At 70.8% G+C, this 19165-nt stretch carries 19 protein-coding genes; 9 read left to right on the forward strand and 10 right to left on the reverse strand.

Translation table 11 applies throughout. From position 1 onward, the window contains the following. Window positions 1-5: 5 nt before the first annotated feature. The 6 genes from KCH87_RS16160 to KCH87_RS16185 form a co-directional block, all read right to left on the reverse strand. A complete protein-coding gene (locus KCH87_RS16160) occupies window positions 6-293 on the reverse strand; it encodes a hypothetical protein (RefSeq protein ID WP_210586782.1) in 288 nt (95 codons plus the stop codon). Between the two features lie 234 nt (window positions 294-527). After that, on the reverse strand, window positions 528-1538 hold the full coding sequence (locus KCH87_RS16165; RefSeq protein WP_210586783.1) for an LLM class F420-dependent oxidoreductase: 1011 nt from the start codon (window positions 1536-1538) through the stop codon (window positions 528-530). 106 nt (window positions 1539-1644) lie between these two features. Beyond that, entirely contained in the window at window positions 1645-2487 is an 843-nt protein-coding gene (locus KCH87_RS16170) for a DUF5336 domain-containing protein (protein WP_210586784.1), read from the reverse strand. Window positions 2488-2651: 164 nt separating this feature from the next. After that, complete coding sequence (locus KCH87_RS16175; protein ID WP_210586785.1) at window positions 2652-3632, reverse strand: N-acetylmuramoyl-L-alanine amidase; 981 nt, start codon at window positions 3630-3632, stop codon at window positions 2652-2654. A gap of 22 nt (window positions 3633-3654) precedes the next feature. Then, window positions 3655-4305 carry a class I SAM-dependent methyltransferase gene (locus KCH87_RS16180; protein WP_210586786.1) on the reverse strand — a complete coding sequence of 217 codons (651 nt, stop codon included), beginning with the start codon at window positions 4303-4305 and terminating at the stop codon, window positions 3655-3657. A 143-nt stretch (window positions 4306-4448) separates the two neighbouring features. Further along, window positions 4449-6254 carry an MFS transporter gene (locus KCH87_RS16185; RefSeq protein ID WP_210586787.1) on the reverse strand — a complete coding sequence of 602 codons (1806 nt, stop codon included), beginning with the start codon at window positions 6252-6254 and terminating at the stop codon, window positions 4449-4451. Between the two features lie 257 nt (window positions 6255-6511). Here KCH87_RS16185 and KCH87_RS16190 point away from each other — a divergent pair, with 257 nt between their 5' ends. The 4 genes from KCH87_RS16190 (at window position 6512) to KCH87_RS16205 (ending at window position 10407) form a co-directional block, all read left to right on the forward strand. After that, window positions 6512-7939: an MFS transporter gene (locus KCH87_RS16190; protein WP_210586788.1), complete on the forward strand. Its 1428-nt coding sequence runs from the start codon at window positions 6512-6514 to the stop codon at window positions 7937-7939. Window positions 7940-8029: 90 nt separating this feature from the next. After that, window positions 8030-8572, forward strand: coding sequence for a SigE family RNA polymerase sigma factor (locus tag KCH87_RS16195; protein ID WP_210586789.1), 543 nt, complete (start codon window positions 8030-8032; stop codon window positions 8570-8572). Continuing rightward, window positions 8569-9387: a hypothetical protein gene (locus KCH87_RS16200; protein ID WP_210586790.1), complete on the forward strand. Its 819-nt coding sequence runs from the start codon at window positions 8569-8571 to the stop codon at window positions 9385-9387. Before KCH87_RS16195 ends, KCH87_RS16200 begins: the two co-directional genes overlap by 4 nt. A gap of 282 nt (window positions 9388-9669) precedes the next feature. Continuing rightward, window positions 9670-10407 carry a class I SAM-dependent methyltransferase gene (locus KCH87_RS16205; protein ID WP_210586791.1) on the forward strand — a complete coding sequence of 246 codons (738 nt, stop codon included), beginning with the start codon at window positions 9670-9672 and terminating at the stop codon, window positions 10405-10407. On the opposite strand, the gene KCH87_RS16210 is transcribed toward KCH87_RS16205, so the two are convergent. Then, the gene (locus KCH87_RS16210) at window positions 10404-11036 is read right to left on the reverse strand and encodes a response regulator transcription factor (RefSeq protein WP_210586981.1); all 633 of its coding nucleotides are present in this window, start codon (window positions 11034-11036) and stop codon (window positions 10404-10406) included. The genes KCH87_RS16205 and KCH87_RS16210 overlap by 4 nt on opposite strands. A 304-nt stretch (window positions 11037-11340) precedes the next feature. Beyond that, window positions 11341-12594 carry a sensor histidine kinase gene (locus tag KCH87_RS16215; protein WP_210586792.1) on the reverse strand — a complete coding sequence of 418 codons (1254 nt, stop codon included), beginning with the start codon at window positions 12592-12594 and terminating at the stop codon, window positions 11341-11343. 312 nt (window positions 12595-12906) lie between these two features. Between KCH87_RS16215 and KCH87_RS16220 the strand changes: the two genes are divergently transcribed. The 3 genes from KCH87_RS16220 to KCH87_RS16230 are packed head-to-tail and all read left to right on the forward strand — an operon-like array spanning window position 12907 to window position 15840. Beyond that, the gene (locus KCH87_RS16220; RefSeq protein ID WP_210586793.1) at window positions 12907-13782 is read left to right on the forward strand and encodes a MaoC/PaaZ C-terminal domain-containing protein; all 876 of its coding nucleotides are present in this window, start codon (window positions 12907-12909) and stop codon (window positions 13780-13782) included. Window positions 13783-13811: 29 nt separating this feature from the next. Beyond that, the gene (locus tag KCH87_RS16225) at window positions 13812-14888 is read left to right on the forward strand and encodes a Zn-dependent alcohol dehydrogenase (RefSeq protein ID WP_210586794.1); all 1077 of its coding nucleotides are present in this window, start codon (window positions 13812-13814) and stop codon (window positions 14886-14888) included. 22 nt (window positions 14889-14910) lie between these two features. Beyond that, complete coding sequence (locus KCH87_RS16230) at window positions 14911-15840, forward strand: 3-oxoacyl-ACP reductase (protein WP_210586795.1); 930 nt, start codon at window positions 14911-14913, stop codon at window positions 15838-15840. Window positions 15841-15920: 80 nt separating this feature from the next. Here the strand turns inward: KCH87_RS16230 and KCH87_RS16235 are convergent, their stop codons facing one another. Both KCH87_RS16235 and KCH87_RS16240 read right to left on the reverse strand, forming a co-directional pair. Beyond that, on the reverse strand, window positions 15921-16076 hold the full coding sequence (locus tag KCH87_RS16235; RefSeq protein WP_210586796.1) for a hypothetical protein: 156 nt from the start codon (window positions 16074-16076) through the stop codon (window positions 15921-15923). Between the two features lie 105 nt (window positions 16077-16181). Then, entirely contained in the window at window positions 16182-17384 is a 1203-nt protein-coding gene (locus tag KCH87_RS16240; protein ID WP_210586797.1) for a hypothetical protein, read from the reverse strand. 199 nt (window positions 17385-17583) lie between these two features. Between KCH87_RS16240 and KCH87_RS16245 the strand changes: the two genes are divergently transcribed. Then, window positions 17584-18423: a Nif3-like dinuclear metal center hexameric protein gene (locus KCH87_RS16245; protein ID WP_210586798.1), complete on the forward strand. Its 840-nt coding sequence runs from the start codon at window positions 17584-17586 to the stop codon at window positions 18421-18423. Then, window positions 18420-19163: a zinc ribbon domain-containing protein gene (locus KCH87_RS16250; protein ID WP_210586982.1), complete on the forward strand. Its 744-nt coding sequence runs from the start codon at window positions 18420-18422 to the stop codon at window positions 19161-19163. The genes KCH87_RS16245 and KCH87_RS16250 overlap by 4 nt, the downstream gene beginning before the upstream one ends. Window positions 19164-19165 lie beyond the last annotated feature (2 nt).

A 19165-nucleotide genomic window follows, 5' to 3' on the forward strand; every position in this document is an offset into this window, starting at 1 on the left:
TTCGCTCAATGCCGCCCGATCCGGCCGGCCAGGGCGTGTCCCACGAACAGGTACACAACCGCCGCGAGGCCGTACCCGCAGACGACCCGCGCCCATTGCTCGTCGAAGGTGAACAGGTCATGGGACCAGCCGGCAAGCCAGCGGGCCGCGTCATGGATGAACTGCACGAAGTCGTTCGCGCCGTTCGCATCCAGCAGATACATCAGGATCCACAGGCCGAGGATGCCGGCCATGATGTCCGCGACGATCGCAATGACCGACCCGGCCTTGTTGGAGCCAGAGCTAGGAGACATACCTTCCGGGTTGCCCTTGAATTCTGAATCAAACCCGGTGGCCGGCAAGCCGAGGTGGGTGGCCCTCAAGCGCCTGGCTGCCGACCGCCGTTCACCTCCAGTTCCGCCGGCTTGCAGGACGAGGAGTCCCCGGCGACCTGCCTGGGCAGGGTGCGCACCTGGAACAGCGCGACGGGCGAACTGACGCTGGACCCGGTCTCCATCTTCCAGTGAGGCTACGAGCTTCCAGTAGGGCTACGAGTTGAGTTCGGCCAGCACCCGCAAGGACCGCCGGTCCGGCGACAGCGCCAGCAGGTCCGTCACCGGCCCCTTGCGCCACAACTCCAGCCGCTCGGCGATGCGTTCACGTGGCCCGACGAGGGAGATCTCGTCGGCGAAGGCGTCCGGGACGGCGAGCACGGCTTCCTGCCTACGGCCGTGCAGGAAGAGGTCCTGAATCCGCCGCGCCTCCTCCTCGTACCCCATCCGTGCCATCAGGTCGGCGTGGAAGTTACGGGAGGCGTGGCCCATGCCGCCGATGTAGAAGCCGAGCATCGTCTTGACGGGGAGGAGCCCTTCGGCGAGGTCGTCACAGACGTGGACCCGGGTCATGGGGGCGACGAGGAAGCCCTCCGGGAGATCGGTCAGGGACGCCTCGTACGCCTCGGGGCGGGTCGGCGACCAGTACAGCGGCAGCCAGCCGTCGGCGATACGGGTCGTCTGCGCGACGTTCTTCGGCCCTTCCGCGCCGAGCAGGACGGGGAGTCCGGAGCGGAGGGGATGGGTGATGGACTTCAGGGCTTTGCCGATACCGGTGCCGTCGGCGCCGCGGTAGGGAAGGGAGTGGAAGCGCCCGTCGAGCGAGACGGGGGCTTCGCGGCGCAGGACTTGGCGTACGACATCGACGTACTCCCGGGTCGCGGTCAGCGGCGACTTCGGGAACGGACGGCCGTACCAGCCCTCCACCACCTGGGGACCGGACAGCCCGAGCCCGAGCATCATCCGCCCACCGGAGAGATGGTCGAGCGTCAGCGCATGCATGGCGGTGGTGGTCGGTGACCGGGCCGCCATCTGCGCAACGGCCGTACCCAGCTTGATCCTTGAGGTCTGTGCGGCAATCCAGGTGAGCGGCGTGAAGGCGTCGGAGCCCCAGGACTCCGCCGTCCACACGGAGTCATAACCGAGCCGCTCGGCCTCCTGGGCGAGCGGCACGTGATCCGCGGAGGGGCCGCGCCCCCAGTAACCGAGTGCAAGACCGAGCCGCATACGAGCTCCTGTCTGACGGCGTGTCAGTTATGCCGGGTCGGCTGCGACTGTACGACAACGGCCCCTCACCGGGAAGGGTGAGAGGCCGTCGTACGGCTACTGCGGCTCAGCCGCGCTGGATGCCGCTCGTGTCCTGAAGCACGCCCCGGCGGCCGTCCTGCGTCTGCGCGACGAGACCCGGACCGCGCTGCTCGACGGCCAGGTACCAGGTGCCCGGCGCCAGTTCGGCGATCGGCGTCTGCGAACCGTCCTCCGCGAACAGCGGCCGCGGCACGGGCACAGCGAACCAGAACGGCGAGAAGTCCCCACCGGGCTGGGCCTGCGGTGCCTGCGGCTGCTGCGGGGCGCCGTAGGCCTGCCCCGGCTGCGGCTGACCGCCGTAGGGCTGACCCGGCTGACCCGGCTGGCCGGGCTGCGGGGCGCCCGCGCCCGGGTAGCCGTAGCCGGTGGGGGGCTGGGCGCCGCCGTAGGGCTGCGGGGCTGCGGGGCGGGGGGCCGGGAGGAGGGCGGCCTGGAGGGCCGGGACCAGCGGCGTGGCGACGGCGGCGCCGGCCATCAGCAGGGTCGCGACGAGGGCCAGGATGAGGCCGATGCCGGCGCTGGGACCCTCGGCCGCACCTTGGATGTTGTCCACGCCGCCGATCGGGTCGAAGATGTTGCCGAGGGCGCTCCACGCGGCGAAGACCGTGAAGGCGGCGCCGAACTGGGCGAGATCAAGCCCTGCGACCTTGAGCGGCTGCGGCATCGCCCGGGTGACGACGACGAGCGCGGCACCGATCAGCCCCGCCAGCACGACACCGAGCATCACCGGCCCGCTCCCCCAGAGGCTCGGGAGATCACTGCTGTCGGCACCGTCGATCGAGTAGAGGCCAAGGAACGACGCGATCAACAGCAATACCGCTGCTCCGATCACCACGCCGTCGCCTCGAGTGAGGGAGCGGATATTCACTTCAGGTCCTTCGTCAGTCGTCTCATCGTCGGCATCGCTGGAGGCGTCGCTGTCACCATGTCGCCGTAAGGCCCCGGTGTGAAGCGCGGGGGTGGCCCCTCATCGTACGGACGACACTATCGTCCGCCCGAACAGGGTGTCCGCCCGGATCGGCCCGTCGATCACTACTCGCGCAGGAAACTCACGATCCCCTCAGAAATCCCTTGCGCCGCTTTCTGCCGCCAGGCGCCACTTGTCAGCTGTGCCGCGTCCTTGCTATCGCGCATGTTGCCGCACTCGATGAACACCTTGGGAACCGTTGACAGATTGAGACCGCCAAGGTCCGCACGTGTGTCAAGTCCGGTGCCGTCGCCGATGTAGTTGGAAGGCGCACTGCCCGTGAGGCGCAAGAAGTTGCCCGCGATGCGTTCGCCGAGATCGCGGGAGGGGGCGACGATCGGCCCGGTGTCGGCGGCGCCTTTGTCGACGGGCGCCGGAAGGATCACGTGGAAGCCGCGGTTGCCGGTCCCGGAACCGTCCGCGTGGACGGAGACGACGGCGTCGGCGTGGGCGTTGTTGCCGATGCGGGCGCGTTCGTCGACGCAGGGGCCGTAGGGCCGGTCGCCGTCCTGGGTGAACTTCACCGTGGCGCCCTGCTTTTCGAGGATCGTCCGCATGCGGTGGGCCACGTCGAGCGTGAACTTCGCTTCCGTATAGCCCGCGTTGGTCGATGTGCCCGTTGTGTCACATTCCTTCCGGCCTGTCCCGATATCCACCTTGCGGTTGATCTCGGTCGTGTGCTGGAAGTTGCCGGGGTTGTGGCCCGGGTCGATGACGACGACCTTGCCCCTGAGGGGACCGGAGGCGGCGGGCGCGGAGGAGGTCGCGGAGGGGGAACGGCTCGGCTTCTCGTCGTCCGTTGATGCGTCTGATCCGTCTGATGCGTCTGATCCGTCCGCGCCGGAGGCCGCCGTGCTCGACGTCACGGACGCGCGCGGGACGGCCGTATCCGAGCCGTCCCCGTCGCCGCCGGTACCCCCCACCGCCTCGTACAGCAGCCACCCGAGCAACGCGCCCGGCACGAGGGCGGCGACGGCGATGGTCAGGGGCCCGCGCCTGGAGCGGCGGGGGCGGGGCGGTTCGAAGCCAGGGCCTGCGTACGACACGTCTGCGACTCTAACCGGGCCCTCAGATCCCTGCGCCCGTTCGCCGCAGCACGCGCAGCGAGTCGGTCACCGAGACCTCCGTGAAGGCGCCGGACGCGAGAGCCCGGAGGTAGACGCGGTACGGGGCCTGGCCGGTGAACTCGTCGGCCGGGTTCGGGAACACGTCGTGGATGAGGAGCAGCCCGCCGTCGGCCACCTGGGGGGCCCAGCCCTCGTAGTCGGCGTTGGCGTGCTCGTCGGTGTGGCCGCCGTCGATGAAGACCAGGCCGAGCGCGGAGTTCCAGATCTTCGCGAGCTGCGGGGAGCGGCCGACCAGGGCGACCACGTGCTCCTCCAGCCCGGCGCGGTGCAGGGTGCGGCGGAAGGTGGGCAGCGTGTCCATCACGCCGAGCTCCGGGTCGACCGTGTCCGGGTCGTGGTAGTCCCAGCCGGGCTGCTGCTCCTCGCTGCCGCGGTGGTGGTCGACGGTGATCGCCGTCACTCCCGCCTCGCGGGCCGCGGCGGCGAGCAGGATCGTGGAGCGCCCGCAGTATGTGCCGACCTCAAGGAGAGGCAGGCCTAGTCGTCCGGCCTCCACGGCCGCCGCGTACAGAGCCAGGCCCTCGCCCGTGGGCATGAACCCCTTCGCCGCCTCGAACGCGGCCAGGATCTCGGGCTTGGGTGCGGGGGGCATCGAGGGCCTCTCGGTCGTACGACTTTCTGAGCGCCCTATGCTCCCGTACCCCCCGTCACACAGCGACGGGGGGTACGGGGATCACGGGATTCACGGGATTCACGGGAATCACGGGATTCACGGGAATCACAGGAATCGCAGGGTCAGGCCGAGACCGTCTCGCCCGGCAGCGGCAGGTCCACGTCGACCGGGCGGTCGTCGCCCGAGTGGGTCGCCGCGGAGGCGAGCGGGGCGTGTCCCAGGGCGCGGGCGGCGAGGACGTAGGCGCCCTGGGCCGGGACGGCGAGGGTGTAGCTGCCGTCCTCGGCGGAGAGGGTGGAGCCCGCCTGGCGGCCGCGGCGGTCGATGAGTGTCACCTTCGCCCGGGCGACCGGCGTGCCCTCGGCGTCGAGGACGCGGCCGCGGAAGCCGCGGAGCGCCTCCTCCGCGAGGGCACGGGCGACCGGCGTGCCCTCGGCGTCGAGGACGCGGCCGCGGAAGCCGCGGAGCGCCTCCTCCGCGAGGGCCAGGTTCTCGTCCTCCTCGCTGCTCGCGCGCAGCTGCGGCGCGCGGTTCGGCTTCGGCAGGAACAGTGCCATCAGCAGACCGACGGCCACGGCGCCCGTGGCGATCAGGAAGGAGACGCGGAAGCCGTGCATGGTCGGGACGGCGATGCCGTTCACGTTGTTCGCGGTGTTGGCGAGGACCATGCCGATCACGGCGCTCGACACCGACGTACCGATGGACCGCATCAGGGTGTTCAGGCCGTTGGCCGCGCCGGTCTCCGACGCCGGGACCGCGCCCACGATCAGCGCGGGCAGGGACGAGTACGCGAGGCCGATGCCCGCGCCCAGGATCACCGCGATGACGAGGCTCTGCCAGGCGGCGCTCATCAGGCCGAGGCCGGCGCCGTAGCCGATCCCGATGATCACCATGCCGAGGATCAGGGTGACCTTGGGGCCGTACTTGGCGGAGATACGGGCGTACACGGGGGCCGTGAACATCATCGTCAGGCCGAGCGGTGCGACGAGCAGGCCCGCTACGACCATCGACTGGCCGAGGCCGTAGCCGGTGGACCTGGGCAGCTGGAGCAGCTGGGGCAGGACGAGGGAGACGACGTAGAAGGAGACGCCGACCATGATCGACGCGAGGTTGGTGAAGAGGACGGCCGGGCGGGCCGTGGTGCGCAGGTCCACCAGGGGGGCCTTCAGGCGCAGCTCCATCACGCCCCACAGGACGAGGATGACGGCCGACGCGGCGAACAGACCGAGCGTGGTGCCGGACGTCCAGCCCCAGTCGCTGCCCTTGGTGATGGGGAGGAGGAAGAGGACCAGACCGGCGGACAGGCCCAGCGCGCCCGGCAGGTCGAAGGAGCCCTCGGCGCGCATCGGGGACTCCGGTACGACGATGAGGGTGAGGGCGATCGAGAGGGCACCGAGGCCGGCGGCGACGTAGAAGAGGGCGTGCCAGTCGGCGTGCTGTGCGATCAGGGCCGCGAGCGGCAGTGCGAGTCCGCCGCCGACGCCGATCGAGGAGCTCATCAGGGCCATCGCCGAGCCGAGCTTCTCTCGGGGCAGCGTGTCGCGCATCAGGCCGATGCCGAGCGGGATCGCGCCCATCGCGAAGCCCTGGAGCGTACGGCCGGCGATCATCGGCAGCAGGGTGCTGGTGAGGGCGCTGACCAGCGCACCGACCACCATCACGGAGAGGCTGAGGATCAGCATCCGCCGCTTGCCGAACAGGTCACCGAGCCGGCCCATGATCGGCGTGGCCACGGCTCCTGAGAGAAGCGTCGAGGTCAGGACCCAGGTGGCGTTGCTGGGTGTGGTGTCCAGCAGCTGCGGCAGATCCTTGATGACCGGGACGAGCAGGGTCTGCATCACCGCGACCACGATGCCCGCGAAGGCGAGCACCGGGACGACGGCCCCGCCGGCTCTCCGGGCGGTCTGGTCGGTCGGCGTGTGCGTCATGGAAAGAGGCCTCCAGGCCTGAGGAGAGGGAGGGCGAGCTTTCGGGATTCGTGCGAGACAGCGGGATTCGTGCGAGCCTGCGGGATACGTGCAATCTGAACCCCGTGTGCCTGGGCAACTATTCCGATGCTTTGGCGTACTAACGAATTCTTGACCGTCCCATGGGGATCTGATCGCCCGTCAGCGGTCCTACGACCTACGGCCGAGGGGCGGGTGGCGCGAAATCCCGATGCAAGGGGCGTAACCCGGTTGAGAGCATGACGCCCATGCTCCGAGCCGCTGACACCGCCCCGATATCGAGCCGAACCTCGCCTCCCGTCTGGCTGGTGGTGGCGCTCGCGTGCGCCGGGCAGTTCCTCGTCGTGCTCGACGTGTCCGTCGTGAACGTGGCGCTGCCCTCGATGCGGGCCGATCTGGGGCTGAGCCCTTCGGGCCTCCAGTGGGTGGTGAACGCGTACGCCATCGCCTTCGCCGGGTTCATGCTGCTCGGCGGGCGGGCCGGCGACCTCTACGGGCGCAAACGGATGTTCCTGGTGGGACTCGGCCTGTTCACGCTGGCCTCGCTGGGCGGCGGGCTGGCCCAGGAGAGCTGGCAGCTGCTGGCGGCGCGGGCCGCGCAGGGCCTGGGGGCGGCGGTGCTGGCGCCCGCCACGCTGACGCTCGTGACGTCGGCGGTGCCGGAAGGGGCGGCGCGGGCGAGGGCGATCGCGACCTGGACAGCGGTGGGCGCGGGCGGGGGAGCGGCGGGCGGGCTCGTCGGCGGGGTGCTGGTGGACACGTTGTCGTGGCGGTGGGTGCTGCTGATCAATGTGCCGGTGGGCGCGGTGGTGCTGATCGGTTCGCTGCGGTGGCTGCCGGAGAGCCGGGCCGGGGACCGGCGGCGCCTCGATCTGCCGGGCGCGCTGCTGGTGACGGCGGGACTGGCGAGCCTGGCGTACGGAATCTCGCAGACGGAGGCGTCGGGGTGGACGGCGGCGGCCACGCTCGTCCCCCTGCTCGCCGGCTTTGCGCTCCTCGGGCTTTTCCTGCTCGTCGAGAGGCGTACGGCGGCTCCGCTGATGCCGCTCGGACTGCTCCGGGTGCGGTCGGTGGCCGCGGCGAACGTGGCGATGTTCCTGAGTGGTTCGGCGATGTTCGGCATGTGGTTCTTCATGACGCTGTACGCGCAGAACGTACGGGGCTACTCGCCGCTGGACGCGGGGCTCGCGCTGGTGCCGAGCTCCCTGGCCGTGGTCCTCGGCTCGAAGATCGCACCTCGGTTCATGCCGATGGTCGGGGCGCGGAACCTGGCGGTCCTCGGCACGCTGGTGGCGGCCGCCGGGTACGGCTGGCAGTCGACGCTGAGCACGGACGGGCCCTACCTCACCGAGATCATGTTCCCGGGGATCCTGATGATGCTAGGTGCGGGCCTGGCGATCACCCCACTCGCCTCTCTGGCCACCGCAGGGGCGGAGCCCGGGGAGGCCGGGCTGGTCTCCGGGCTGGTCAACACCTCCCGCACGATGGGGGGTTCACTGGGGCTCGCGGTCATGTCGACGGTCGCGGCGGCGCGTTCGGCGGGGAGCGATACGCCTCAGGCGCTGACGGAGGGGTACGGGCTGGCGTTCCGGGTGAGTACGGGGGTGCTGGTGGCGGGGGCGGTGCTGATGGTGGTGTGGTTGCCGGGGAGGAAGGCCGGGCGCTGAGAGGTTCGGGGCGCCGAGAGAAATTCCTGCTCGCAACGGGGCAACGGTTCGGGCGGTTCATGGACTCCTTCTTGTATCTAGGAGGTGCCCATGGGGGATCGCAAGGAGGCTCGGGACACGGAGTTCCAGAGCTTTGTCATCGGCCGCTGGCCGCGGCTGATGCGGACGGCATTTCTCCTCACGGGGGAGCAGCACGCCGCGGAGGACCTGGTCCAGTCGACCCTGGAGCAGGTCTATGTGGCCTGGCGCAGGGTCGGGTCGGCCGATGACCCGGAGGCGTATGTACGACGCGTGATGATCAACGCGCATGCGCGCAGACACCGACGGCGGCTGAAGGAGTTCCTGGCGCCGAAGGACGACTCGGGCCTGGTGCGCGAGGTGCCCGACAGGGGTGACCGCATCGCCCAGGCCGAGGACCGCAACGCCCTGCTGACGGCGCTCGCCCAACTGCCGCCACGGCAGCGGGAGGCGGTGGTCCTGCGGTACTGGGAGGACCTGACCGAGACCCAGACGGCCGAGGCGATGGGCTGTTCCGTCGGCGCGGTGAAGAGCAACACGGCGAAGGGGATCGCGAAACTCCGCGCCATACCCGGACTCGCCGAAATGGTGACGCAGGGAGGGTGGCAGCGATGAGCGCGGACCGGGAGACGAACCACAACATGACGAACACGGACATCGCCCTCCTGCTGGCCGACGCCGCGGACGAGGTCGAGATCGGTATAGCCCCCTACCAGTCGGTGATCCGGGGTGGGCGGCGGCGCCGGGCGCGGCGCTGGGCGGTGGTCGCGGCGGCGGCGCTGGTGCTGACCGGTTCGGCGGGCACGCTGGCGATCGCCGGGATGCCGGGCGGGGACCGGGACCGGGGTGCGGTGATGGCGAGCGAGCCGCCGCCGACCGAGGCTCGAAGCGTGGTCGCGCCCCAGCGGACCCTGCTGGCGACCGGTGACGACCAGGGCAAGGCCTGGCAGATCACCATCGACGTCTGGGCGGCGCCCCGCGATGCGATGGAGGCACAGCTCCAGGTGAACGCGATGACCGAGCACGAGGAGTTCCCGACGGGCCTGCGCCAGGACTCCGAACTCGTCGGCAAGAGCATGTACTTCGTGCACCGGGTGATTGGTGACGGCGACCCGGAGCTGATCATGGAGGGAGAGTTCACCAAGGCCGACACCAAGTCGGGCACGGACATCGAGTTCGGCGCGATCCGCCTGGGAACCGACTCCAGCGACGCCCACCGCCTGGTCATCGGCCAGGTCGCCCCCACCGCCCAACACGTCACCTGCACCTGGGACGACGGCACGACGACCGACCTCCGCCGGGTGCCCAAGGGGTACGACATCAACACCGACGACCAGGTGATCCGCCCGGCGGACGGTTCACCCGACAACTGGTTCGTGTGCGTGGCACCGGCGGGGACGGCCAACAAGGGGGCGGCGGTGACGAAGTAGGGGGCAGGCCGGGAGAGTTGGGCAGGGTGACCCCCTGTCCGGCGCCGGAGGGCGGTTGAGCGGAAAAAAGGGCGGTCGGCTGCGGGCTGAGCGGTGCCGTGGTGGCCGTTGGACAGGGGATCGACGGTCTTTCTCCCCACCCCCGGTGTGATTCCTGCGGGGCTCTCCTCCCGCAGGCAGACACGGCCGCAGCCGGGCGCCCGTCGCGCCCCTCCACCCCCGCTGACCTGCACGCTTCACTCCCTCGGGCCTACGATCACGGCACTGGAAAGGGGGGACCGGATGGACCGGAACATACGCACCGTGGACGATGTACTCCAGCTCCTGGACGGGCTGTTCGCACCGGACGCGGACCGGTGGACGGGCCGGGGCGCGTCGTGGTGGGACGGGTTCTATGCGGACCGCTCCAAGCCGGTGCCGTTCTTCGTGGCGAAGCCGGACGAGAATCTGGTGTCGTACCTCGACCGCGGGCTGATCTCCGAGGGCGGCCGTGCTCTCGACCTGGGCTGCGGGCCGGGGCGTAACACGGTCCATCTCGCAGCGCGTGGGTTCCGGGTGGACGCGGTCGATCTGTCGCCGGCGGCAGTCGACTGGGCGCGGGAGCGGTGCCGGGAGGCGGGCGTCGAGGCGAGGTTGCACTGTGGGGATGCGTTCGCGCTCGGCGGTACGGAGCTGGTCGGGCCGTACGACCTGGTCTACGACTCCGGCTGCTTCCACCATCTGCCGCCGCACCGCCGGATCAGCTACCTGGCTCTGCTCGACCAAGTCCTCGCCCCCGGCGGCCACTTCGCCCTCACCTGCTTCGCCGCGGGCGAGATGGGGTCCGAACTGTCTGACGCCGACTTCTACCGCGAGGCCGGACTGCAGGGCGGGCTCGCTTACACCGCCGAGTCCCTGCGCTGGATCTTCTCGGAGCTGTCGGAGGTGGAACTGCGCCCTATGTACGACGAGCCGGACGAATCGGCGTCCTTCGGGGAGGACTTCCTGTGGACGGCGTTGTTCCGGCGGGACATGGCCTAGAGCCACCCCTGCTGACGGGCCTCCCGCAGCGCCTCCATGCGGTTTCTGGTGCCCGTCTTGCCGATAGCCGAGGAGAGGTAGTTGCGGACCGTGGACTCGGAGAGATGGAGCGCCGCGGCGATGTCGGCGACCGTCGCTCCGTCCGCGGAGGCCTTGAGGACGTCGCACTCGCGGGCGGTGAGCGGATTGGGTCCGGCGCTGAGTGCGGCGGCGGCGAGGGCGGGGTCGATCACCGTCTCTCCGGTGAGCACCCGGCGGATGCAGGCGGCCAGTTCCTCCACCGGACCGTCCTTCACCAGGAAACCGGCGGCGCCCGCCTCCATGGCCCGCCGCAGGTATCCGGGACGGCCGAAGGTCGTGAGGATCAGGACCCGGCAGTCGGGCACCTGGTCACGCAGCTCGGCGGCGGCGTCCAGACCGCTCTTGCCGGGGAGTTCGATGTCCAGCAGGGCCACGTCCGGACGGTGGGTGTGAGCCGCGTCCACGATCACGTCACCGGCTGACACCTGGGCCACCACCTCGATGTCCGGCTCCATCCCGAGCAGCAGGGCGAGGGCGCCGCGCATCATGCCCTGGTCCTCGGCGAGGAGGACGCGAATGGACTTGGCAGGCCGATGATCCCGCGGCATCTCGTTCACGGGGCAAGGGTAGGGCGCGCACGGGTCACGCGGGTTGTTCGGTCGGTGTGGGCGATGGGGTGCGCAGGCTCCTCGGTCGGTGTGGGCGATGGGTCGCGAGGGTTGTTCGGTCGGTGTCGGCGATGGGCCGCGCGGGTTGTCCCGCGGGTCTCGGCAATAGTCACGCGGGTTGCGCGGTCGGTGTGGGCGATGGGGTGCGCAGGCTCCTCGGTCGGTGTCGGCGATGGGCCGCGCGGGTTGTGCCACCGGCCTCGGCAATAGTCGCGCGGGTTGTTCCGCCGGTCCCGGCAACACGTCACGCAAGCTGTCCCACCGCTATCGGCAGTCGTGCCGCCGACACATCCACCGGCAGCTCCGCCGTCACCACAAAGCCCCCGCGTGTCCCCGGGCCTGCCGTCAGTGAGCCGCCTGCCTTGGCGAGGCGTTCCGTGAGGCCCTTGAGGCCGGTGCCGCCGACGCCCGCGCAGAGGTCACCCGTCCCTGTCCCCGTCCCGTCATCCGTCACCGTGAGCCGAACCCGTTCCGTCGCCCCCGACACCGTGATCTCACAGCGGCCCGCGTCGGAGTGCCGTACGACGTTCGTGACCGCCTCGCGTACGACCCAGCCCAGCAGGGCCTCCGTCTGTGGGGGAAGGGGTGGGCCGGAGCGGTGGACCGTGGAGTCCATGCCGGCCGCGGTGAGGGCGGAGCGGGCCCGGTCGAGGTCTGTCGTCAGGCTGCCCTCCCGGTAGCCCGTCACCGCCTCGCGGATCTCCGTCAGGACCTGGCGGCCCACGGACTCGATGTCGGTGATCTGGAGCAGGGCCGCGTCGATGTCGCGTGCGGCCAGCCGGCGGGCCGCCTCCGACTTCACCACGATCACCGAGAGGGTGTGGCCGAGCAGGTCGTGCAGGTCGCGGGAGAAGCGCAGGCGCTCCTCCTCGACCGCCCGGCGGGCCAACTCCTCGCGGGCGGCGCGCAGTTCGCGTACCGCCTCGGACAGGGAGAGGATCGCCGCCGTCACCATCGTCGAGATCCAGGTGGCGTACGCGGTGTCCAGGCCGCCCCAGCCGTCGCGGATCACGGAGGCGACGCCGGCGAGCACGGCCACGGCCGTACCGGCCCACCGCAGGTGCGGCATCCGTACGACCGCGCCCGTCGCGAGGCCGAGCAGAGGGAAGAAGAGGACCCAGGTGCCGCCGTAGCCGAAGGCCAGGGCGCAGGTCACCAGGCCCAGCAGCACCAGCGCCACCCGGGTTGACGTCGCCTCCCGCGTCCGCTTCCCGAACGCGCGGAACGTCACATAGATGTAGAGGGAGTTGAAGGTGAGCAGCCCAAGACCGCCGATCCACGGGTTCGGGGTCTCGTCCTGGAAGAGGTTGGACAGGGCCCCCATTCCGAGCAGCAGCCACGGCAGCAGACTGAAGCCGGTCGGGGGCGGGCCCGGGTTCGCCGGGAGTTGCCCGGGCTTCCGCTCGGCCCCGTTCTCGTACGGCTGACTCTCCTGCGTGTGCTGATACGCCAGCTGCCACGCGTCCATACGGCACGAGGTCTTCCGCAACCAGGACATGTCCCTGCCCCCCGATCAGACGGTCCCGGCGTTACGCCGGAACGACAACAAGAGCCTACGGATGAGGGCCGGACCGGCGGCAGATGCGCATGTACGGCGACCGGCAGGACAAATGTCATGGCCCACATGGCTTCCCACGCGCCTGACACCCTGTCAGGAGCCTTCACAACTGCGGAGCCCTGGGCTATACAGATGGCGCCGGACTGGAACGCGTTCTAGGTCGGCCAGTGAACGACCTCGGTGCGGCCGACGGTGCGGACGGCCGCGCCGAGGTTTCTCTGCCCGGGACAGTCGTCAGGAGTCCAGAGCCCTATGCCCATCGACGCAGCCAAGGCGCTCGCCGCCGAACCCCGTTCCGGCGAGATCGCCTGGGACCACAAGGACGTGCAGCTCTACCACCTGGGGATCGGTGCCGGCGCGAACCCCGACAAGGACACCCCCGCCACCGACCCCGACGAACTGCGCTACACCCTGGAGTCCAGGCTGCACGTCCTGCCGAGCTTCGCCACCGTCGCGGGCAGCGGCGCGCCCGGCGTGATCAGTGGGCTGTCCCTGCCCGGCATCGAGGTCGAACTGGCCCGTGTCCTGCACGGCGGCCAGACACTGACCGTCCACCGTCCGATCCCGCCCAAGGGCACGGCCACGAGCGTCGGCCGCATCGCCGCCGTCTACGACAAGGGCAAGGCCGCCGTCCTCGTCATGCGCACCGAAGTCGCCGACGCCGAGGGCCCGTTGTGGACCAACGACGCGCAGATCTTCGTACGGGGAGAAGGCGGGTGGGGTGGCGACCGTGGGCCGTCCGCACGCCTCGAACCGCCCGTCGGCGAGCCGGACAAGGTCGTCGAGCGGCCGGTCCGCGAGGACCAGGCCCTCCTCTACCGCCTCTCCGGCGACTGGAACCCGCTGCACGCCGACCCGGAGTTCGCCAAGGTCGCCGGGTTCGAACGGCCCATCCTGCACGGGCTGTGCACCTACGGCATGACGCTCAAGGCGGTCGTCGACACACTGCTCGGCGGCGACACCACCCGCGTGCGGTCGTACGCCACACGGTTCGCCGGGGTCGTGTACCCGGGCGAGACCCTGCGGATCCGCATGTGGCGGCAGGAGGACACCGTCCGGGTCGCCGTGAGCGCGGTCGAGCGGGACGACGCGCCCGTCCTCGCCGACACCACCGTCCAGCACTCGTAAGCCCAGAGCCTTCCGAGGGGAGCCGCACCATGCGCGCAGCCGTACTGCACGAGATCGGCCAGGACAAGCTCGACGTCCTCGACGACGTCGAGGCGGTGGGCTTCGGCCCCGGACGGGTCAAGGTCCGGGTGCGGGCCACCGGGCTCTGCCACTCCGACCTGTCCGCGATGAACGGCGTACTGCCCCAGCCCGCGCCCTTCGTGCCCGGGCACGAGGGTGCGGGCGAGATCCTCGAAGTCGGGGACGGCGTAAGCAATCTGAAGGCCGGCGACCGGGTGGTCCTGTGCTGGCTGCCCGCCTGCGGAACCTGCCCCGCCTGTCGGCGCGGGCAGACCGAGCTGTGCATGGCCGGGTTCATGAACGCGGGCACCCCCAACTTCAAGCGCCCCGGCGGTGACGTCTTCGGCATGGCGGGCACCGGCACCTTCACCGAGGAGGTCGTCGTCGATGCCCGCTGCGCGGTGCCGATCCCGGACGACGTGCCCTTCGACATCGCCGCGCTCATCGGCTGCGGAGTGACGACCGGGCTGGGCGCGGCCCTCAACACCGCTGATGTGGAGGCGGGTTCGACGGTCGCCGTCATCGGGTGCGGCGGCGTCGGCATCTCCGCCATCCAGGGCGCACGCCTCAAGGGCGCCGCCGAGATAGTCGCCGTCGACCCGGTCGCCTCGCGCCGCGAGGCCGCGCTCAACTTCGGTGCCACGAAAGCCGTTTCGCCGGACGAGCTGCCCGACGCCAAGCAGCAGGTCACCGCCGGCGAGGGCTTCGACTACGTCTTCGAGGTCGTCGGCAAGTCGGCGACCGCCCGCACCGCGTACGAGAACACCCGGCGCGGCGGCAGCCTCGTCGTCGTCGGCGTGGGCGCCATGGACGACTTCCTCCAGCTCAACATGTTCGAGCTGTTCTTCGACGAGAAGCGGATCCTGCCGTCCATGTACGGCGGCGGCGACGTCCTGCGCTCCTACGAGCGGACGATCTCCCTGTGGCGCGCCGGCCGGATCGACCTGGAAGGGCTGATCACCCACCGCGTCCCGCTCGCCGACATCAACGAGGCCCTCGACCAGATGCGGACGGGAACCGCGCTCCGCACCTGCATCGAGATCTGACCCCCTTCGCGAAAGGACCTTGATGTCACTGCCACTTGAGGGACTGTCCGCGATCGTCACCGGCGCCGGACGGGGCCTGGGCCGGGTCGAGGCGCTGGAACTCGCCCGGCTCGGCGCGGCCGTCGTCGTCAACGACTACGGACAGCCCGGCCGCGACGGCTCCGGCGAGGCGTCCGCCGCCCCCGCCGAGGAGGTCGCCGCCGAGATCCGCAAGGCGGGCGGCACGGCACTCGCCCACACCGGGGACGTCGCCGACTTCCCACAGGCCCGCGCGCTCGTCGAGTCGGCGATCGAGGAGTTCGGCAAGCTGGACATCCTCGTCAACAACGCGGGCATCCTGCGCGACCGCATGGTCTTCTCCATGACCGAGGGCGAGTGGGACTCGGTGATGCGGGTCCACCTCAAGGGCCACTTCAACACCACCCGCTTTGCGTCCGCGCACTGGCGCGAGCGGTCCAAGGCGGCCGGCGGGCCGGTGTACGGGCGGATCGTGAACACCTCCTCGGAGGCCTTCCTCGCCGGCTCCGCCGGACAGCCCAACTACGCGGCCGCGAAAGGCGGAATCGTCGGCCTCACCACCTCCACGGCCCTCGCGCTGGCCAAGTACGGCGTCACGGCCAACGCGATCTGCCCGCGCGCCCGCACCCGGATGACCGAGGACGTCTTCCCCGAGGACCCCTCCGAGGGCCTCGACCCCCTCGCCCCCGAACACGTCGCCCCCCTCGTCGGCTACCTGGCCTCACCGGCCGCGGCCCGCGTCAACGGCCAGCTGCTCGTCGTGCACGGCGGCATGGTCGCGATCGTCGAACGGCCGCGTGTCCAGGCCCAGTTCGACAGCAGGCAGGAGGCATTCACGTACGAGGAGCTGGACGCCGTACTCACGAAGCACTACGCGGACACGAAGGACGAGACGTTCGCGGCGGCGGAGGTGCTGGGGCTCAAGCGCCGGTGAGCCCGTCCCACGGCCCCGAACTCCCCCTACGACAATGGCCCCGCCCGTCCACTGGACGGGCGGGGCCGATCGACGTACCGTCAGGCAGCCGTCTCGGTCTGGTGCTCCACCGGCTTGCGGTGACGGCCGCGTGGGGCAGTCTCACCCTCGTGGGACGAGACCGGACCCCGGTGCTTGCCGTGACCGGCGGACTCCTGGGCCTGGGCAGGCTGCTGGGTCGTAGTGGCGTCGCTCATCGGAAGAAATTCACCCCGTCAACATGATCCTTCTTACAGCCGGGCGAGTGTAACCGGCACACCACGTACCGAATCCACCCGCACACGCCAACCGCCACTACTTCGTTACCTGGTCGCCATACGTCCCGTCAGGGGCGCCTGTTGCAACGGGATGGGGCGTTGTGGTTTCGCCGGTGGTGTGGGGTTCTGTTGGTGGTTGTCGGCCGCGGCGTCGTGGTTGTCTGCCGTGCCGTCGTGGTTGTCCGCCGCGCCGTCGTGGCTGGTCGCGCAGTTCCCCGCGCCCCTTTGGGGCGCCTCCCATTGCGTCAGTCCGCAGGGCACCGCCTCCGTCGAGTACGGCAGTTGCAGCGTGCCCTCCCTCGTCCAGAACCCGGTGCCTGTCAACCATCCCTCCGGTGCCGCGAGATGTCGTACCTGACGGTCGGCCGGGCGCCATACGCCCACCCACGCGCTCACCGGACCCTCGATCCGCAACGCCACCGCACAGTTCTCCGGCATCAGCATCTGCCCCGGCTGGACGGCGAACGGGGTGACCGTGCAGTCCTCCACCCGCAGGACTTCCGGAAACCGCACCGGCCGCGTGCTGCCCACCACACCCCAGCCCAGCCGGGCCTGCCCCGGCGACGGCGCGTCGGAGCTGATCAGCAGCAGCCCGCTGTCCGGGTCGGCGAGCAGCAGCCGGTCGTCGCTGTCGGCGGCGATCTGGAGCAGCGGTGACACCTCACCGCCGCGCTCCAGGTCGACCACGACCGTCTTGGTCCGCCCGCCGACCTCCCGGTCGAGGGCCAGCATCCGCCCCGTACGGTCCAGCCACACCCCGCCCGAGCAGCGCCCGGGGATCTCGGCGAGGTGCTCGGGCCCGAAGGCGCCGCCCGCCACCAGCCACACCGCGCTGGAGCGCCGGCCCACGGCGAGGGCGTACGCCTTGTCGCCGCCCGGCGCGGGCGGCAGCAGCCGCAGCCGGGTGCCGGGGTCCGGGCACTCGACCGCGCCCAGCGGCAGCTCACCGGTGCCGGGCCCGGTCGGGTACAGCAGCGAGAAGACATGGCGTCCGTTCGCGAGGCGCCGGATCAGGACCCGGCCGTCGCCCATGGGCTGCACCTCGGTGCCGGGCTCCTCGGGCTGGTTGCCGGGCAGCGGCACGGCGTACGGCTCCGGCCCGTCCAGGGTCCAGCGCTCCGGGAACAGGGAGTCGCCGTCCCGGGCGAGGCGTGCGGCGTAGCAGCCGTCCACGGTGATCGCGCATCCCGCCGGCGGGGTCGGGTCGTCCTCGTCCTCCGCGGTGGGTTCGATCGCACAGGCCGTCATCGGTCGATCACCTCCAGCGACGAAGCTAGTTTTCGCACGCACACACGGGGGACCGCCGGACACCCACTTCACACATAAGGGTGGCCGCAGTTCGATTCGCCTGAGGAAACGGAGGCGTATGTGCTGAGCGGGGACAGCGGCCCAGGTGGTGCTTCGGCGCAGGTTCAGCGGCACAGAACCTCCAGGTAGCCTTTAGCCCGTGCCCCGTCTGTCTGAAGTCATCGCCGCGCTGGAGAGCCTGTGGCCCGCCGAGCGGGCCGAGTCCTGGGACGCGGTCGGCACCGTCGTGGGCGACCCCGACCAGGAGGTCGCAAGGGTCCTCTTCGCCGTGGACCCGGTCCAGGACATCGTCGACGAGGCGGTGAAACTGGACGCCGACCTGCTGGTCACCCACCACCCGCTCTACCTGCGCGGTACGACGACGGTCGCGGCGAGCCACTTCAAGGGCCGCGTGGTGCACACCCTCATCAAGAACGACATCGCGCTGCACGTCGCCCACACCAACGCGGACACCGCCGACCCGGGCGTCTCCGACGCGCTCGCCGGCGCCCTGGACCTCCGAGTCGTACGACCGCTGGTGCCGGACCCGACCGACCCGTCCGGGCGTCGGGGCCTGGGCCGGATCTGCGAGCTGGACCACCCGGTCCCCCTGCGTGAGTTCGCTCTTCAGGCCGCCGAACGGCTGCCCGCCACCGCGCAGGGGATCCGCGTCGCCGGCGACCCCGAGGCGGTCGTACGGACGATCGCCGTGAGCGGTGGTTCGGGTGACGGCCTCTTCGACGACGTACGCGCGGCCGGTGTCGACGCCTTCCTCACCGCGGACCTGCGCCACCACCCGGTGTCCGAGGCCCGCGCCCACAGCCCCCTCGCGCTGCTCGACGCGGCGCACTGGGCCACCGAATGGCCCTGGTGCGAGCTGGCCGCCGCCCAGCTCGACGAAATCTCCGACCGCAACGGCTGGGACCTGCGCGTCCATGTGTCCAAGACGGTCACCGACCCCTGGACCAGCCACTCCCCTTCACCTGGAGCCCCCAACTGAACGCCGCGCCCGCCGACCAGATCCGACTCCTCGACGTCCAGGACCTCGACGTCCGTCTCCAGCAGCTCGCGCACAAGCTCCGCTCGCTCCCCGAGCACGCCGAGATCGAGTCGCTGACCAAGGACCTCACCCAGCTGCGCGACCTGCTCGTGGCCGCGCAGACCGAGGAGAGCGACTGCGCCCGCGAGCAGACCAAGGCCGAGCAGGACGTCGACCAGGTGCGCCAGCGCGCCGCCCGCGACCAGCAGCGCCTCGACTCCGGCGCCGTCACCTCCCCGAAGGACCTGGAGAACCTCCAGCGCGAGATCGCCTCCCTCGCCAAGCGGCAGGGCGACCTCGAAGACGTCGTCCTGGAGGTCATGGAGCGCCGTGAGTCCGCGCAGGAGCGGGTCGCCGAGCTGACCGAGCGGGTCTCCTCCGTCGAGTCGAAGATCGACGACGCCACGGCCCGCCGGGACGCCGCGTCCGAGTCGCTCGACGGCGAGGTGGTCGCGGCGACTAAGGAGCGCGAGGTCATCGCCGCCTCCGTCCCCGCCGACCTCCTGGGGCTCTACGACAAGCTGCGCAAGCAGCAGGGCGGCATCGGCGCGGCCAAGCTCTACCAGCGCACCTGCCAGGGCTGCCGCCAGGAGCTCGCCATCACCGACATCAACGAGATCCGCGCGGCCGCACCCGACACGGTGGTGCGGTGCGAGAACTGCCGCCGCATTCTGGTGCGCACCTCCGAGTCTGGTCTGTAAGG

The sequence above is a fragment of the Streptomyces sp. GESEQ-35 genome (assembly GCF_017948485.1).
In the GTDB taxonomy this organism is placed as follows: Bacteria; Actinomycetota; Actinomycetes; order Streptomycetales; family Streptomycetaceae; genus Streptomyces.